General features: G+C 59.8%; 15 protein-coding genes. 9 read left to right on the top strand and 6 right to left on the bottom strand.

What is annotated here, in order from left to right; all coding sequences use genetic code 11:
- Positions 1-30: 30 nt before the first annotated feature.
- From KGB29_RS28355 to KGB29_RS28340, 4 genes are all read left to right on the top strand, one after another.
- Entirely contained in the window at positions 31-918 is an 888-nt protein-coding gene (locus KGB29_RS28355) for a LysR family transcriptional regulator (protein WP_150812030.1), read from the top strand.
- Positions 919-1,010: 92 nt separating this feature from the next.
- Positions 1,011-1,850: a formate dehydrogenase accessory sulfurtransferase FdhD gene (fdhD, locus tag KGB29_RS28350; RefSeq protein ID WP_057712451.1), complete on the top strand. Its 840-nt coding sequence runs from the start codon at positions 1,011-1,013 to the stop codon at positions 1,848-1,850.
- A complete protein-coding gene (locus tag KGB29_RS28345) occupies positions 1,847-4,195 on the top strand; it encodes an FdhF/YdeP family oxidoreductase (protein WP_154910728.1) in 2,349 nt (782 codons plus the stop codon). Before fdhD ends, KGB29_RS28345 begins: the two co-directional genes overlap by 4 nt.
- A gap of 326 nt (positions 4,196-4,521) precedes the next feature.
- Complete coding sequence (locus KGB29_RS28340; RefSeq protein ID WP_057712453.1) at positions 4,522-5,013, top strand: glycine zipper domain-containing protein; 492 nt, start codon at positions 4,522-4,524, stop codon at positions 5,011-5,013.
- 66 nt (positions 5,014-5,079) lie between these two features.
- On the opposite strand, the gene KGB29_RS28335 is transcribed toward KGB29_RS28340, so the two are convergent.
- The 3 genes from KGB29_RS28335 to KGB29_RS28325 all read right to left on the bottom strand — a co-directional run bounded on the left by KGB29_RS28335 (position 5,080) and on the right by KGB29_RS28325 (position 9,071).
- The gene (locus KGB29_RS28335) at positions 5,080-5,502 is read right to left on the bottom strand and encodes an acyl-CoA thioesterase (RefSeq protein ID WP_007972849.1); all 423 of its coding nucleotides are present in this window, start codon (positions 5,500-5,502) and stop codon (positions 5,080-5,082) included.
- 175 nt (positions 5,503-5,677) lie between these two features.
- Positions 5,678-6,904: a 3-hydroxyacyl-CoA dehydrogenase gene (locus KGB29_RS28330; RefSeq protein WP_154946657.1), complete on the bottom strand. Its 1,227-nt coding sequence runs from the start codon at positions 6,902-6,904 to the stop codon at positions 5,678-5,680.
- A 232-nt stretch (positions 6,905-7,136) separates the two neighbouring features.
- Complete coding sequence (locus KGB29_RS28325; RefSeq protein ID WP_154910730.1) at positions 7,137-9,071, bottom strand: ATP-dependent DNA helicase RecQ; 1,935 nt, start codon at positions 9,069-9,071, stop codon at positions 7,137-7,139.
- A gap of 448 nt (positions 9,072-9,519) precedes the next feature.
- Here KGB29_RS28325 and KGB29_RS28320 point away from each other — a divergent pair, with 448 nt between their 5' ends.
- The 3 genes from KGB29_RS28320 (at position 9,520) to KGB29_RS28310 (ending at position 11,187) form a co-directional block, all read left to right on the top strand.
- Positions 9,520-9,810: a hypothetical protein gene (locus KGB29_RS28320; protein WP_150812035.1), complete on the top strand. Its 291-nt coding sequence runs from the start codon at positions 9,520-9,522 to the stop codon at positions 9,808-9,810.
- Positions 9,811-10,243: 433 nt separating this feature from the next.
- On the top strand, positions 10,244-10,543 hold the full coding sequence (locus tag KGB29_RS28315; RefSeq protein ID WP_154910731.1) for a hypothetical protein: 300 nt from the start codon (positions 10,244-10,246) through the stop codon (positions 10,541-10,543).
- A gap of 290 nt (positions 10,544-10,833) precedes the next feature.
- On the top strand, positions 10,834-11,187 hold the full coding sequence (locus KGB29_RS28310; protein ID WP_154861249.1) for a DUF1493 family protein: 354 nt from the start codon (positions 10,834-10,836) through the stop codon (positions 11,185-11,187).
- A gap of 96 nt (positions 11,188-11,283) precedes the next feature.
- On the opposite strand, the gene KGB29_RS28305 is transcribed toward KGB29_RS28310, so the two are convergent.
- The 3 genes from KGB29_RS28305 to KGB29_RS28295 form a co-directional block, all read right to left on the bottom strand.
- Positions 11,284-12,825, bottom strand: a complete 1,542-nt coding sequence (locus KGB29_RS28305) for a phosphoenolpyruvate carboxykinase (protein ID WP_057712463.1) — start codon at positions 12,823-12,825, stop codon at positions 11,284-11,286.
- Between the two features lie 180 nt (positions 12,826-13,005).
- Positions 13,006-13,908: an Hsp33 family molecular chaperone HslO gene (gene hslO / locus KGB29_RS28300; RefSeq protein WP_154910732.1), complete on the bottom strand. Its 903-nt coding sequence runs from the start codon at positions 13,906-13,908 to the stop codon at positions 13,006-13,008.
- Between the two features lie 362 nt (positions 13,909-14,270).
- Positions 14,271-14,678 (bottom strand): RNA-binding S4 domain-containing protein, encoded by a 408-nt coding sequence (locus KGB29_RS28295; RefSeq protein WP_090452521.1) that lies wholly within the window; start codon positions 14,676-14,678, stop codon positions 14,271-14,273.
- A 234-nt stretch (positions 14,679-14,912) separates the two neighbouring features.
- On the opposite strand from KGB29_RS28295, the gene KGB29_RS28290 reads away from it, so the two are divergent.
- Positions 14,913-15,374: an ATP-dependent zinc protease gene (locus KGB29_RS28290; protein WP_174245532.1), complete on the top strand. Its 462-nt coding sequence runs from the start codon at positions 14,913-14,915 to the stop codon at positions 15,372-15,374.
- Complete coding sequence (gene rimK / locus KGB29_RS28285; RefSeq protein WP_007972871.1) at positions 15,371-16,276, top strand: 30S ribosomal protein S6--L-glutamate ligase; 906 nt, start codon at positions 15,371-15,373, stop codon at positions 16,274-16,276. Before KGB29_RS28290 ends, rimK begins: the two co-directional genes overlap by 4 nt.
- Positions 16,277-16,320: the final 44 nt, after the last annotated feature.

The raw sequence follows: 16,320 nt of genomic DNA, 5'->3' as shown, positions 1-16,320 counted from the left end.
ATCCGCACCTTCCCAACCCCTGGAGCGCAGATGGACATCAAGCAGCTGAAATTCCTCATCGCGCTCGACGAAACCCGCCATTTCGGCCAGGCCGCCGCACGCTGCCACATCACCCAGCCGACCCTGTCCATGCGCCTGCGCAGCCTCGAAGAAGAACTCGACCTGCCACTGGTCAATCGCGGCCAGCGCTTCGAAGGCTTCACCGCACCGGGCGAACGGGTGCTGGCCTGGGCGCGCACCGTACTGGCGGCCTATGACGGCTTGTACGCCGAGGCGGCCGCCTGTCGCGGCAATCTGGTCGGCACCTTGCGCCTGGGCGTAGTGCCGTTGTCGAGCTTCGATCCGCTGCCACTGATGCAACGCTTGCACGCCGAACACCCGAACCTGCGCTTCGAACTCTCGGCCCTGAGTTCCGAACAGATCCTCGAGCAACTGGCGAACAATCGCCTGGATCTCGGCGTGTCATACCTGGAACGCCTGGATGCCGAACACTTCGACTCCCTGGCCTTCAGCGAAACCCGCATGGGTCTGCTCTACGATCAACGCTTCTTCACCTTTGGCGAAACGCCATTGAGTTGGGAATCGTTGATCGAACTGCCGCTGGGCATGCTCACCAGTGGCATGCACTTTCGCCAGTCCATCGACCATAACTTCCACAGCCGTGGCTTGACCCCGCAGCCGTTGTTGCAGACCGATGCCGTGCACCAACTGTTACAAGCCGTGCACGGCGGCTTGTGTTGCGCCGTGATGCCATTGGACGGCGGCCTCGAAGGCCTGACCGAGCATTTGCGCCTGCAGCCGATCGAGAACGCCCAGACCCTTGGTCGCCTGGGGTTGATCATGCGTCGCAGCGCACCGCGCTCGGCGCTGGCAGAAGCCTGTTTTGCCCTCTATCAGCAATCGCTGATTGGCGGTTGATCGACGGCATCTATCGGCAGATCAGTATTAGCGATTAGACGCGACAAGTTGCCGCGCCTAGTCTTAAAGCTGATCAAACCGTCGGTGATGCCATGAACACCAAGCGCCCTGCATGCGCGGCGCCTGCCCTCGAAACGCCCGCGCCCGCCGCAAGCCAGACGTACAGCTATAGCAATCTCGAATACTCCGAATCGGCCAGCACCGCGCTGGCCGAAGAAGTCGCGCTGGCGATTGCCTTCAACGGCATCAGCCAGGCGGTCATGCTGGTCACGCCCACGGACCTGGAAGATTTCATCGTCGGCTTCAGCCTGGGCAGCGGCATCATCCAGGACGCCACGGACATCTACGACCTGCAACTCAGCGGCTCGGGGTCGGCGCAATACGCGCAAGTGACCATCGCCAACCGCGCGTTCTGGAACCTCAAGCAGCAGCGCCGACAACTGGCAGGCACCAGCGGTTGCGGGTTGTGCGGCGTGGAAGCGGTCGAGCAGGCGTTGCCGGACCTTCAGGTATTGCCTGGTGCCCCGTTGCCGCCGATCGAATGGCTTGATGGCCTGCGCGAGCGCATCGGCGCCTTCCAGCCCTTGGGCCAGCATTGCGGCGCGGTGCATGCGGCAGTGTTCATGAACGACAAGGGTGAGTTGTTGCTGGGCCGCGAAGACATCGGCCGGCACAACGCCCTCGACAAACTGATCGGCGGATTGATCCGCCAGAAAATCCCCACCGCTGGCGGGCTGGCGATTGTCACCAGCCGCTGCAGCCTCGAATTGATCCAGAAAGTATTGCGTGCCGGCATCCAGACCCTGGTCAGCCTGTCGTCGCCCACAGGCCTTGCCGTGCAATGGGCCCGTCGCCACAACCTCAATCTCATCCATCTGCCACAGAAGAATGCGCCGCGGGTCTACAGCCCAACGTTGGAGAATCAAGCGTGAGTCAACACCGTCAAGCCGACCAGAAACCCGTCCCTCGCTTCAAGCCCTACAAAGGCCCGGCCGGTGGCTGGGGGGCACTGATCAGCGTGGCCCAGGCCTGGTTGACCAGTGACAACGCGCTGAAGAACCTGCGCATCATGCTCAAGACCAACCAGAACGGTGGCTTCGACTGCCCGGGTTGCGCCTGGGGCGATTCTCCGGAAAAGGGCATGGTGATGTTCTGCGAGAACGGCGCCAAGGCGGTGAACTGGGAGGCGACCAAACGCCGTGTCGATGCCAAATTCTTCGCCAAACACAGCGTCACTTCTCTGCTGGAACAAAGTGACTATTGGCTCGAATACCAGGGCCGCCTGACCGAGCCGATGAGCTACGACGCCGAGACTGATCGCTACAAGCCGATCAGTTGGGACGACGCATTCGCCCTGATCGCCAGGCATCTGAACGGCCTGTCGAGCCCCGATCAGGCCGAGTTCTACACCTCGGGCCGGGCGAGTAACGAAGCGGCGTACCTCTATCAGCTGTTCGTGCGCGCCTACGGCACCAACAACTTCCCCGACTGCTCGAACATGTGCCACGAGGCCAGCGGTGTCGCGTTGTCGCAAAGCGTCGGGGTCGGCAAAGGCACCGTGACCTTCGACGACTTCGAACACGCCGATGCAATTTTCGTCTGGGGTCAGAACCCCGGCACCAACCACCCACGGATGCTCGAACCACTGCGCGAAGCGGTGAAGCGCGGCGCTCAAGTGGTGTGCATCAACCCGCTCAAGGAGCGGGGCCTGGAGCGCTTCCAGCATCCACAGCACCCGATCGAAATGCTGATAAACGGCTCCGAGCCGACCAACACCGCGTTCTTCCGCCCGGCCCTGGGCGGCGACATGGCGATCATGCGCGGCATGGCGAAATTCCTCCTGCTGTGGGAGCGCGACGCGCAGAAAGCCGGCGACCCGGCGGTGTTCGACCACGACTTCCTCAATGAGCACAGCGCCAACGTGCTGGATTACCTGGCCGTCATCGACGAAACCCCGTGGGAGCAGATCGTCGAGCAGTCCGGCCTGAGCCTGGTAGAAATCGAGCAAGCGGCGCGCATGTACGTCAAGGGCAAGAACATCATCATGTGCTGGGCCATGGGCATCACCCAGCATCGTCATTCGGTGGCGACCATCCAGGAAATCGCCAACCTGATGCTGCTGCGCGGCAATATCGGCCGGCCGGGTGCAGGCCTGTGCCCGGTCCGTGGCCACAGCAACGTGCAGGGTGACCGGACCATGGGCATCAACGAACGCCCTCCTGTCGCGCTCCTCGATGCCCTGGAGCGTCGCTTCCAGTTCAAGGTGCCACGCGGCAACGGCCACAACGTGGTCGAAGCGATTCATGCGATGGCTGAAGGCCGGGCTAAAGTCTTCATCGGCCTGGGCGGCAACTTCGCCCAGGCCACGCCGGACAGCCCGCGCACGTTCCAGGCCCTGCAAAACTGCGACCTGACCGTACAGATCAGCACCAAGCTCAACCGCAGCCATTTGACCCACGGCAAGGACGCGCTGATCCTGCCGTGTCTGGGCCGCACCGACATCGATATCCAGACCCAAGGCCCGCAAGCGATAACCGTCGAAGACTCGTTCAGCATGGTCCACGCCTCCAATGGCCAGCTGCAGGCGCTGTCGAACCAGATGCGCTCGGAACCGGCGATCCTGGCCGGCATCGCCGCCGCAACCCTGGGCAGCCACCCGGTGGACTGGAACTGGCTGGTGGCCGACTACAGCCGCATCCGCGACCTGATCGCCGAGACCATTCCCGACTTCAAGGACTTCAACGAGAAGATCAAGAACCCTGGCGGCTTCTACCTGGGCAACAGTGCCGGCGCACGCAAGTGGAACACCGCTTCGGGCCGGGCCAATTTCCGCTCGAACGCGCTGCCCAAAGACCTGGTGCACGAACGCACCCGCGCCACCGGCGTACTGCCGGACCTGATCATGCAATCGATGCGTTCCCACGATCAGTACAACACCACTATCTATGGCCTCAACGACCGTTATCGCGGTGTGAAGGGTCAGCGGGATGTGTTGTTCGTCAACGAAGCCGACCTCATTCGCCTGGGCTTCAAGCCAGGGCAAAAGGCGGACATCGTTTCGCTCTGGGACGATGGCGTTGAACGTCGGGTAAAAGGTTTCACGCTGCTGGCGTTTGATATCCCGGCCGGGCAAGCGGCGGCCTACTATCCGGAAGTGAACCCGTTGGTGCCGCTGGAAAGCACCGGCGATGACAGCCATACGCCGACGTCGAAATTCGTGGCGATCCGGTTGGAAGCGGCGAGTGAGACCGGGTTGATCATGGCCAGGTCGGCGTAACACGTCGTTTGATCTGGCCTCTTCGCGAGCAAGCCCGCTCCCACATTGGAATGCGTTCCCATGTGGGAGCGGGCTTGCTCGCGAATACGGTAGATGAAACAACAAACATTCCAGATTCAGTACTTTCCTTTCGCCCACAAAAAAGGCCGTTCTCTGATGAAAACGGCCTTTGCGAAGTAGTAAAAGACCGGCAAAAAAACGTTAAGTTCCGTCCAAAAAACAGTAACTTGCAATATTGTATACAAGTCGTGTTATTCGTCGGATTTCGATTGTCACGCCCATTCCAGAGCCTCAGGATCGCGCCGTCATCCCCTTGAGGTTCCTCCATGAAGTTCTCCTCGATTCTCTTGTTGTCCCTTGGCCTGGTCAGCGGTATCGCATCTGCTGGCGGCACCACCGAAGCCGGTGTAGGCGGCGCATTGGGCGGGGTTCTAGGCTCGGTCGTCGGTCAGTCGTTAGGCGGCAGCACAGGTTCCACCATCGGCGCGGCCCTGGGTGGCGCGGGTGGTAGCGCCGTCGGCGCAAACAAACACAGCCGTGGCGAAGCCGCCCTTGGCGGTGCGTTGGGCGCAGCAGGCGGTAACGTGGTCGGCCGCAGCATGGGCGGCACCACCGGTAGCCTGATCGGCGCCGCAGCAGGCGGCGGTGCCGGTGGCGCGCTGGGTAACTACATGGGCAAAGAGTACGATCATGATGACGACGACGATCGTCGTTCGTATCGCGGCCATGGTGATCGTCGTTACTACCGTGACGGCCATCCGGGCCGTGGTCATGCCTATGGCCATCGCAAGAAGCACCACAAGTACTACCGCGACTAAGGCCTCGAGCGCCTCGCTGGTAAGTACAACAAAAATCGCAGCCCAAGGGCTGCGATTTTTTTTGCCTTACTGAACCACCAGACGCTCCAGCGCCCCGCGCAACCCTGCAGGAATCGCCACAGGTTGATTCGACGCACGATCGACAAACACATGCACGAAGCGCCCCGCCGCGCAGGCCTCGTCTTCCCCTTGCTTGAACACGGCCAGTTCGTATTGCACCGAGCTGTTGCCCAACTTGCCCACCCGCAGACCGATCTCGATGCGGTCCGGGAAAGCAATGGAAGCAAAGTAATCACAGGAGGAGCTCACCACGAACCCCACCACCTCACCGTCATGGATATCCAGGCCGCCGACTTCGATCAGGTAAGTGTTCACCGCCGTATCGAAGAAGCTGTAGTAGGTGACGTTGTTGACGTGACCGTAAGCATCGTTGTCGTGCCAGCGGGTGGTGATGGGCTGGAAGTGGGGGTAGTCGGTGCGTTGGGGCATCAGCGTTGATTCCTGGAGTGGGTTCGCCAGTCTAAGGCGAAAACCGCGTTATCGTTCTTCGCGAGCAAGCCCGCTCCCACATTTGATCTTCGGTGAACACAGATTTTGCGTACGACCGATATCCAATGTGGGAGCGGGCTTGCTCGTGAAGGCGCCCTTGCAGGCGCCGCATCAATCACTTGTCAGCGAAGCCCTTGCCAGCCGCCGCCAGCTCCCCAATCACCCGCGCCGGATTCCAGTGATCACCCTGACGCGTCTCAAGGTCGATCAAGCGCCGGTGAATGTCCGCCAACCCTTGCTGATCCGCCCAGGCCATCGGCCCGCCCTTGTCCGCCGGGAAACCGTATCCGTTGAGGTAGACCAGATCGATATCGTGAGCCGACCCGGCGATGCCTTCCTGAAGGATCTTCGCGCCTTCGTTGACCAGTGCCAGCAAGCAGCGCTCGAGAATCTCCTCCGGGCCGATCTCGCGGCGCTGGAACCCCAGCTCCTCACTGACTTGAAGCACCAGTGCGTCGACCTGCGGATCGTGTTCGGCCTGACGACTGCCCGGTTCATAGTGGTAAAAGCCGTTGCCACTCTTCTGGCCGAAACGTCCCTGCTCACACAAACGGTTATCCACCTGGACCTCCGGAGCATCCTGCCCAATCCCGGATAACTGGCGCGAGCGCCATTGCAGGTCGACGCCCACCACGTCGAACATGCGGAACGGCCCCATGGCAAAACCGAAGGCTTGCAGCGCTGCGTCCACCTGGTAGGGATAAGCGCCTTCGAGCAGCATTTTTCGCGCTTCGAGCACATAGGTATTGAGCATGCGGTTGCCGATGAAACCATCGCAATTGCCCGACACCACACTGACCTTGCCCATGCGTTGGCCGAGCGCCAGTGCCGCGTCGAGCACCGCCGGTGCAGTCTGCGCGCCACGGACGATTTCCAGCAGTTTCATGATATGCGCCGGGCTGAAGAAGTGCAGGCCCAGCACTTGCTGCGGCCGACGTGTGACCGCGGCGATGGCATCGATGTCCAGTGCCGAAGTATTGCTGGCCAGAATCGCCTCAGGTTTGAGCAGGCCATCGAGCTCGCGGAAAATTTTCTGCTTGAGCTCAAGGTTTTCGTACACCGCTTCGATGACCAGGTCGACATCGCGGATGGCCACATAACCATCCGCCGCCGTAACGCGCGCGACACGGGCATCGGCTTCGCCCTGATCAATGCGGCCCTGACGCACGTTGTGGGCATAGGTGTCCGCCACGGTGGCCAGCGCTTGCTCCAGCATTTGCGGATTGTTGTCGACCCACTGCACGGCCACTCCGGCGTTGGCCAGGCACATGACAATGCCACGGCCCATGGTGCCCGCGCCGATGACGGCGGCGCGCTGAATATTCGACGGTGTCTGGCTCATGTTTTGTTCTCTTGTTGGCGATCCGAAGACAGCCACCACCATAGTCAGCCACCGGCTTTTTTTGAAATTTATTCCTGTGATGAGCAACATTCAGCGGATGGATGTAGCCCTTTGAGTACACCGCAAATCCCTGTGGGAGCGGGCTTGCTCGCGAAGGCGATCCATCTGTTGGCAGTGATGGTGACTGACCCACCGCTTTCGCGAGCAAGCCCGCTCCCACACTGACCGTGTTTCAACCGAGTAGATGCCGCTCGGCCCACTCCCGCACCCCGGCATACGGATAATCTTCCAGCGCCGCAAACCCGGGAATCGACCGCGCCTTGAGCTTGGTGAACAACGGCACGCTGATCCCGCACAGAAACCGTGTTACGCGTTCAGCCGAGGGCACGTTGCCCGTGTGCTGCTCGTGCCTGTGGATAAAACCGCCACACAGCGCCTCGAAATTCTTATCCACAAGCGCCGGCAACTCCGGTGGTGCCGGTAGCCGCGCCACTTGCCCATGACACACCGAACAATGTCCACATTGCTGCGGGGCATTGTGGTCGCCGAAATACTCGGCCAGGCGATAACCCAGGCAACGGTCGGTGGCGAACAGATCCAGCATCGCGTGAATCCGCGCGATCTCGGTGCGCTCATGCCGAGTGAAATAGCCGTGCAGTTCCTCGCTCAACGCGACGTTGTCGAACCCGCTTTGCAGCACGCTGTAGACCTCGGTCATCTGCTTGCTTTCGAGCTCCACCCAGCCTTTTTCCTGGAAGTAATCCAGCGCCTTGACTACCCGACTGCGCTCGGCCTGATGCTGCTCGTACAGCGCCTCGAAATTCACCGTGGCCCAGGTCCGGGCGCGGCTGGAGGTCTGGATGATCGCAGCGACAAAATCCCTGCGCTCGCCTTCGAAACGCGCCAATAGCACCTCGGGCTCCTGCACATACTTGAAACGGTACTCGGCGTAGTACGCGTAGCGCGGGGCGATCAACCCGCGCAATTCGAGTTGCACCAGCAAGGTCTTGAGCGGCAACTGGCGAATATTGCTCTGGTCTGCCAACGGCCCCAGCAGAAACTCCCACTGCCCTTCGGTTGCAGCGGCATGCATCTCTTCAAGCACGCAACGGATGCCATCCAGTTCGGGTGTGTCGCCGTAGACGAAATTCTCCAGCACGTTGAGGCTGTCGCGGTTGGCCAATACCAGGCAGTCCGACGGCTGCCCGTCACGCCCGGCGCGGCCGATTTCCTGGCTGTAGTTTTCGATGGATTTGGGCAGGTCGAAATGCACCACGTTGCGGATGTCACTTTTGTCGATGCCCATGCCGAAAGCGATGGTGGCGACGATGCAATTGGACTGCCCGCCCATGAAGCGACGCTGGATCGCTTCCCGTTGCTCATGGGGCAACCCGGCGTGATAAGCCTCGGCCTGAATGCCGTTGCGGTTCAGGTGTTCGGCGATGTGCTCGGCTGTTTTCTGCAAAGTGACATAGACGATGCTCGGCTGGTCCGGACGCTGGCTCATCCATTCGACCAGGCGTCGGCGCTTGTCCGCTCCGCGAACCGGCTCCACCAGCAAATTGAGGTTCGGGCGATAGAAACCGGTGGTCACCACATCGTCGGCGGCGATGGCGAATTTCGCCTGCATGTCGGCGATGACCTTGGGCGTCGCCGTTGCGGTCAACAGCAACACCTGCGGGATGTTGAACTGGCGTTGATAGTCGGGAAGCTTGAGGTAGTCCGGGCGAAAGTTATGCCCCCATTCGGAAATGCAGTGCGCCTCGTCCACCACCAGTAGCGAGATCGGTACTTGCTGTAAAAAATGTCGGAAGCGCTCGTTCTTCAGGCGCTCCACGGAGATCATCAAAATCTTCAGTTCGCCGGATTTTGCCCGGGCCATGACGTCGCTGGCGTCATCGCGGCTCTGGGCCGAATCGATACTGCCCGCCGAGATGCCGTGGCGTTGCAGGAACGCCAGTTGATCCTGCATCAACGCCAGCAAGGGTGAGACCACCAGCGTCAGGTGCGGCAGCAACAACGCCGGTAATTGGTAGCAAAGGGATTTACCGGAACCGGTGGGGAAAATCGCTGCCGCCGAGCGCCCGGCCAGCACGGCACTGACGGCCGCCTCCTGACCGGGTCGAAATTGTGGATAACCGAAAACCTGTTCCAGGGTGTTGTGCATAAGCTGTCACTCCGTTGACTGCTGCGGAGTCAAAAGCCTGGCCGGCGATCGCAGCGAGTCGAGAAAAGGTCGGGGGCAAAAACGATACCGGATGATACAGCGGATGGCTGGAAGGGCTTGAGATCGCTTTCGCGAGCAGGCTCGCGAAGAGGCCAGCACACCCACCGCAAAACTCGAAATACCCGACAGCTTCCAAAGCCCTCTCTGCCGATACTTGCTAAACAGCGACCAATAACCCCGTAGGCATTTTTACCGGCAGCGGCTACGGCGCACAAACCTCCGAAAATGTGTAAGCCTTTTCCTCGGAACACGATAAATACCCTACAACGCCTGTCCATTTCAGCCATCTTGTCCTGCAACGCCAGGTCCTCCTATAGTTTCCGGCGCGGCTGAAAACAGTGTCTCGGCCTGCCGGGAACACTTGCCGATTTCGCACAGGACCCACTCGATGAAGAAAGCCGACACGCCGACAGCCCGCTATCACCCGCTCAAGAGCCGCTACAGCGAAACCCCAGTGCTGGTCATCGATACCGAGGCCGACCCCTACGAGATCCTCGACGCCGCCCGACAACGCATACGCGCCGCCAGCGACCTGCTCGAAACCCTTTATTGCACGTGTTTCAAACAGGCCGAAGCGAGCGACATCCCCAAGATCGTCGGCGCCCTGTACCTGCTGACCCAGGACGGCAACGACCTGCTCGACATCGCCCGGCAGCGCCTGCCGAAACTCACCGACTGAAGCCCCACCACAATCTCCTGTGGGAGCGAGCTTGCTCGTGATGAACGATAACGCGGTCCTTCTGAGGACAAGCACATTCTGGAAATCTCGCTGTGGATAACTCCGTCAGCAACGACCTATGAAAGCTTCGGCAAGGTCCTACAAAACAAGACAACTTGTCGGCTATCGATGAACAGTGACCCACTCCTATAGTCCGGAGTGTCGCTGCCAAATCAGCGACTCGGGCTTGGTCACCCGATGGAACACATAAACGCGTCCGTTGTATGCTGCCGGCACTCAAGTGTCTGCACGTTTTATGGTGGCTGTGTTTGGGACGCCTTCGAGCGTGCCGGTTTTGTGTGTTCTCCCGGTTGACCAACCCGAACACAGTCCGCCTCCCATCGCTTGGTCACGATGGCGGTGGTTTCATCTAAAACATTTGAGAATACATAAAATGAACAAATGGAACCCGTTCACCAACGAACGCTACCGTCCACTCCAATCCAACCTCACCGACACCCGGCCCCTGATCATCGACACAGAGGCCAACCCTCAAGACATCCTCGAAGCCGCCCTCCAGCGCATCCGGGCCTCCAGCGAATTGCTGCAAACCCTGCACTGCCAATGCTTCAAACACGGCGACCTCAAAGACATCCCGCACATCACCCACGCGCTCTACCTGCTGACCCAGGACGGCTGCGACCTGCTCAAAGTCGCCCAACAACGCATGCTCAACTGGAAAGCTCCGGTCTGATCTTTAATGGAGATCGCTCCCACGCACTGCGCAGGAGCGATCAAGAAACAAGATTTGCTCCGTTGGAAACAAACCACTCAATGCCCTCATCGGATACAGAAGGAAACCATGAGCAGTTTTTTTGATGAGCTAATGGAAAGCGTGCAACAAATGAACGAGATCCTACGGGGTGAACGTCGGTCCTCCTTGCAAACTGAAAATGCTGAGCCGAGAGCAATCAACTCAGCCGGCCCTTCCTCTCAAGTCCGACGACCAATAAGATCCGTTAAGGACCAAACGGATCTCCCCCAATGAACCTCGCCTCCAACCTCCCCGACGACCACTTGATGCAGCAACTCATGCAACTGCTGCATGAGGAGCTTGGCTTCCCCGAACGCAAAACCATCAGCCTCGGCACCTCGATCAATTTCGACCTGGGCTGCAACGGTGCAGACGCCCGGCATTTGATCGAAACTCTGGAAGACTACTTCGTCATCGACTTCGTGGATTTCGACAGTTATCGCTATTTCCAGCCCGACGGCTTTGACGTGAATCTCAAGCGAAAAGCCAAGGGTCGCGGCGAGAAGGTGCCATTGACCATCGGCATGCTCTACCGGGCCATCAAGGCCCAACGCTGGGACACGGATGAGCTCGAAGGCCTGTAACGGCCCGACGCATTCTGACTTGCCCGCGAAAAACTGAATTTTGCGCACAAAAAAGCCGCCCCGAGGGGCGGCTTTTTCGTTAGCTCAATCCAACGCTTAGAGCTTTGGACCAGCAGCCTTGATCGCGTCGCTCACTTCGAACTTCTTGAAGTTCTCGATGAACAGGCCGGCCAGTGCTTTGGCGGCTTCGTCGTAGGCGGCTACGTCGGCCCAGGTGTTGCGTGGGTTCAGCAGGCCAGTCTCAACGCCCGGTACGGCCACTGGCACGTCGAGGTTGATGGTGTCCAGGTGCTCGGTCTCGGTACCGATCAGCGCGCCGCTCTGGATCGCTGCGATCACGGCACGAGTGGTCGGGATGTTGAAGCGTTTGCCGACGCCGTAGCCACCGCCGGTCCAGCCGGTGTTGACCAGGTAGACCTTGGAGCCGAAGCCGCGGATGCGCTTGATCAGCAGCTCAGCGTATTCGCCGGCTGGACGCGGGAAGAACGGCGCGCCGAAGCAGGTGGAGAAGGTCGACTTGATGCCGCTGCCCGAACCCATTTCGGTCGAACCGACCAGGGCGGTGTAACCGGACAGGAAGTGGTAAGCCGCTTGTTCTTCGTTGAGGATCGACACTGGCGGCAGTACGCCGGTCAGGTCGCAGGTCAGGAAGATCACAGCGTTCGGCTCGCCACCGAGGTTCTTCTCGGAGCGCTTGGCAACGTGCTCCAGCGGGTAGGCGGCACGGCTGTTCTGGGTCAGGCTGACATCGGCGTAGTCGGCGTGCTTGGCGTCGTCGATAACGACGTTTTCCAGTACCGCGCCGTGCTTGATGGCTTTCCAGATAACCGGCTCGTTCTTCTCGGACAGGTCGATGCACTTGGCATAGCAACCGCCTTCGATGTTGAACACAACGCCTTCGCCCCAGCCGTGCTCGTCGTCACCGATCAGGTAACGGCTTTCGTCGGCCGACAGGGTGGTTTTACCAGTGCCGGACAGACCGAAGAACAGGGTCACGTCGCCTTCTTCGCCGATGTTGGCGGCGCAGTGCATTGGCAGTACGTCGGCAGCCGGCAGCAGGAAGTTCTGCACCGAGAACATGGCTTTCTTCATTTCACCGGCGTAACGCATGCCGGCGATCAGCACTTTCTTCTGTGCGAAGTTGATGATCACGCAGCCGTCGGAGTTGGTGCCGTCACGCTCTGGCACGCACTCGAAGTTGGCAACGTTGAGGACCTGCCACTCGTCACGACCCGCCGGGTTGTACTGAGCCGGGTTGATGAACAGGCAACGGCCGAACAGGTTCTGCCAGGCAGTCTGGGTGGTCATCTTCACGGCCAGGTAGTGCTCGGAAGCCGCACCTACATGCACGTGGGAAACGAAATGCTCTTGCGCGTTGTTGAATGCCTCAACGCGAGCCCACAGGGCGTCGAACTTGTCGGCCGGGAACTTGCGGTTGATCGGGCCCCAGGCGATGGCAGCCTGGGTGCTTGGCTCTTCAACGATGAAACGGTCGACTGGCGAACGGCCGGTACGGTGACCGGTACGAACAACCAGCGCGCCGGTATCGGCAAGCTCGCCTTCACCGCGATTGAGGGCTTCTTTAACCAGATCATCAACACTCAGATCGGTGTACACGGCATTGTTGGCTTGCGTCATGAGGTTCCCCGTCGGCCAGTGGCCGAGTGCTCCAAACGTTTTTGTAGTAGAAAGTCGTGCACTACTACCGCGAAAAAAGTGGGCCGGATTATGCCAGAAAAGCCCAAAAAGAGTAGGCCCCTCCTGTCGTAACGGCGTTAATCCGGCGCAAGGCAGTGAATTTACCTGCGCTGAACCGTTTTAGTGACGGGTATCTGACGGCATCTCGATACCCGCCCCGGCGAACAATTGAGTGACATCGGCCGCGTCAAACAGGTAGCGCTGGTTGCAGAACTGGCAATCGATTTCGATGTTGCCACCGTGTTCGTCCACCAATTGCTGCGCGTCTTCCATACCCAGACTGACCAGCGCATTGGCCGAACGTTCGCGCGAGCAACTGCAACGGAAGCGCAGCTTCTGCACATCGAACAGACGCACCTGCTCGTCGTGGTACAGGCGATGCAGCACGGTTTCGTTGTCCAGGCTCAACAGCTCATCGGCGGTCAGCGTACCGCCCAGAGTGGTGATGTGCTGCCAGCTGGCGGCGCGTTCGTCTTCGTCTTTCAAACGATCGGCCGGCAGTTGTTGCAGCAACAGACCACGGGCACGACGACCATCGGCGTACAGCCAGAAACGCGTGCCGACTTGCTGGGACATGACGAAATAGTTGGTGAAGCATTCGGACAGGGTGGCGCCGTCGAGGTCGACGATGCCCTGGTATCGCTGGCCCTGTTTCGGGTCGATGGTCAATGCCAGGACGCCTTCAGGCATCAGGTCGGCCAGGGTGGCATCGGGAGCGATGCGATCCGCGTCGTAACGGGCCAGGCCACGGATGTCGCGCTCGCTGGAGCACTCGATCATCAGCAGCGGGATCGGGCCTTCGGAGCGGGCTTGCAGAATCAGCAAGCCATCGAACTTCATCGTGCCGACCAGCAACGATGCGGCCGCCATCAGCTCGCCGAGCAGTTGCGCGACCGGCTGCGGGTAGGCGTGTTTGGCCAGGACTTCGGCGTAGCTGAGCTCCAACGAAACCAGCTCGCCACGGGTGTCGCTGTCATCGAAGATGAAGCGTTGTGTGAAGTCGTTATCCGCGTGATCGGTCATAGGTCTGGGTATCTGAAGTAGTGAAAATGGTTACAGGAAACAAGAAATTTACCTTGCGCGACCACTCGGGTGCGCAATGTTCAGCCATGAAAGGCATTTTATGAACAATCCGGGCCTGATCCAAGCAGGTGGAACAAGCGCTGATGGGTTCCGGGTCGTTTCCCGCTCTGCACTGCTGGCAATGTGGTTATGGCCTACAGATCAGAGACTGTGTGTGATTTTCGACGAGCGGCGATATCGTCCATGCGATGCACTGCTGGCCAGGCACAGATATGGATGCGCACCGGGTCAATTGCAAGTCTGAGCCTGAAGGCGCGGTGAAACCTGGCGAGTGCGCGGCACTCGCCCGAGCAATATCTGTATTAGTCGTCGTTACTGCTGCCACGAAACTTGAACAAATCCCGCCGCTGTTTCTTGCTTGGCTTACCGTCGGTGCTCACGCCCAGGGCTCCGGCCTTTCTTTGCGCTGCGGCCTCTTCGCGCTTGGCGATGCTGGCCAGGGTTTCGGCATACAAGGTTTGCGCCTCCGGTGCGCCGCGACGAACGATCGACAGTGCCAGGACTACCACCGTGCGCTCCTCGAAACCGGTGCGAATCACGAACTCATCGCCGATTCGTGGCTCTTTACCCGGCTTGCAGCGCTCGCCCCGGCAATGCACCTTGCCGCTTTCAATCGCCGCTTTGGCCAGGGCGCGGGTTTTGTAGAATCGTGCAGCCCACAACCATTTATCGAGGCGGACTTTGTCGTCCTCTTCGTTTTTTTGTGCCATGGAATTTCCTCATTCTGAAATATTGGTGAACTGTACTACCGTTTCTGACGTACCAAGAATTTCACCGTCTCGGATTACAATGCTGACATTCCATAACCTCCTTGCGAGGCTGGAAATCCGGGCCGTAGATATCTGTCGCCTTTTAATCATTATTCTGCGTGAATACCGCGAATCCGGCCGCGTGCGGCCCGAGCGGTTTCTACCGGTTGAGCACTATTGAAGACATTTGACCATTTGACCGTTGTCGGTCTGCGCGAGTGGGTGGCGCTCCCGGATTTGGGAGTCGCCGGCCTTCGGGCAAAAATCGACACCGGTGCCAGCACCTCAAGCCTCCACGCCACCGAAATCGAGCTGTTCGAGCGCGATGGTGAGCAGTGGGTGCGTTTTACCGCCCACCTGGGTTCCGTCGTACAACTGCGCCACCGACGCTGCGAAGCACCGCTGGTGACGATGAAAACCATTAAAAGCTCAAACGGTCACGCGCAGGTGCGATACGTGATCAGCACTACCCTGGCCCTTGGTGATCGGGTCTGGCGGGTCGAGTTCACGCTCGCCTGCCGCAAGTCCATGCGTTATCGCCTGCTGCTCGGCTCCAAAGCCCTGATTCACGGCCAGTTGGTGGTCAATCCGGGCATCAAGTACGTACAAGACAAGCCGGTGTTCCCGGTATCTACCTCCTCCACAGGTGTTGCATGAAGATCGCTGTGCTGTCGCGGAATCCGCGTCTGTATTCCACCCGTCGTCTGGTCGAAGCCGGTACCGAGCGTGGCCATGAAATGGTGGTGGTCGACACTTTGCGCGCCTACATGAACATCGCCAGCCACAAGCCACAGATCCACTACCGCGGCAAACCGCTGGAGGGTTTCGATGCGGTGATTCCACGGATCGGTGCATCCGTGACCTTTTATGGCTGCGCAGTGCTGCGCCAGTTCGAAATGATGGGGGTATTTCCGCTCAACGAATCGGTGGCCATTGCCCGTTCGCGGGACAAGCTGCGTTCACTGCAATTGTTGTCCCGTCGCGGGATCGGCTTGCCGGTGACCGGGTTTGCCCACTCCCCCGATGACATTCCCGACCTGATCGAAATGGTCAACGGTGCGCCGTTGGTGATCAAGGTGCTGGAAGGCACCCAGGGCATCGGCGTGGTGCTGTGCGAAACCGCCACGGCCGCGGAATCGGTGATCGAGGCGTTCATGGGCCTCAAGCAGAACATCATGGTTCAGGAGTACATCAAGGAAGCCGGTGGTGCGGACATTCGCTGCTTCGTCGTCGGCGACAAGGTGATTGCAGCGATGAAGCGCCAGGCCAAACCCGGCGAATTTCGCTCCAACCTGCATCGCGGCGGCAGCGCGAGCCTGATCAAGATCACCCCGGAAGAGCGCATGACGGCGTTACGTGCGGCGAAGGTCATGGGGCTGGCGGTGGCAGGTGTCGACATCCTGCGCTCCAATCACGGGCCGTTGGTGATGGAAGTTAACTCGTCGCCGGGTCTGGAGGGAATTGAGACCACCACCGGGAAGAATGTGGCGGGGATCATCATTGAGCATCTGGAGAAGAATGGCGGGCCGAATATGACTCGGACCAAAGGGAAGGGTTAAACCTCAAGCCTTGTGGCGGCAGGGATGCCGCCATCGCGAGCAAG

The sequence above is a fragment of the Pseudomonas sp. BF-B-30 genome, assembly GCF_019956305.1.
Classification (GTDB): domain Bacteria; phylum Pseudomonadota; class Gammaproteobacteria; order Pseudomonadales; family Pseudomonadaceae; genus Aquipseudomonas; species Aquipseudomonas jessenii.
The sequence above is the reverse complement of the archived record's forward strand: the minus strand, read 5'-3'. Positions and strand labels throughout refer to the sequence as shown.

Coding starts and splice junctions, on each gene's coding strand:
- KGB29_RS28305 (WP_057712463.1), bottom strand. CDS start 12,825: ATGACGCAAGCCAACAATGCCGTGTACACCGATCTGAGTGTTGATGAT.
- KGB29_RS28335 (WP_007972849.1), bottom strand. CDS start 5,502: ATGCCCCAACGCACCGACTACCCCCACTTCCAGCCCATCACCACCCGC.
- KGB29_RS28355 (WP_150812030.1), top strand. CDS start 31: ATGGACATCAAGCAGCTGAAATTCCTCATCGCGCTCGACGAAACCCGC.
- KGB29_RS28330 (WP_154946657.1), bottom strand. CDS start 6,904: ATGAGCCAGACACCGTCGAATATTCAGCGCGCCGCCGTCATCGGCGCG.
- KGB29_RS28315 (WP_154910731.1), top strand. CDS start 10,244: ATGAACAAATGGAACCCGTTCACCAACGAACGCTACCGTCCACTCCAA.
- fdhD (WP_057712451.1), top strand. CDS start 1,011: ATGAACACCAAGCGCCCTGCATGCGCGGCGCCTGCCCTCGAAACGCCC.
- KGB29_RS28340 (WP_057712453.1), top strand. CDS start 4,522: ATGAAGTTCTCCTCGATTCTCTTGTTGTCCCTTGGCCTGGTCAGCGGT.
- KGB29_RS28320 (WP_150812035.1), top strand. CDS start 9,520: ATGAAGAAAGCCGACACGCCGACAGCCCGCTATCACCCGCTCAAGAGC.
- KGB29_RS28295 (WP_090452521.1), bottom strand. CDS start 14,678: ATGGCACAAAAAAACGAAGAGGACGACAAAGTCCGCCTCGATAAATGG.
- hslO (WP_154910732.1), bottom strand. CDS start 13,908: ATGACCGATCACGCGGATAACGACTTCACACAACGCTTCATCTTCGAT.
- rimK (WP_007972871.1), top strand. CDS start 15,371: ATGAAGATCGCTGTGCTGTCGCGGAATCCGCGTCTGTATTCCACCCGT.
- KGB29_RS28310 (WP_154861249.1), top strand. CDS start 10,834: ATGAACCTCGCCTCCAACCTCCCCGACGACCACTTGATGCAGCAACTC.
- KGB29_RS28325 (WP_154910730.1), bottom strand. CDS start 9,071: ATGCACAACACCCTGGAACAGGTTTTCGGTTATCCACAATTTCGACCC.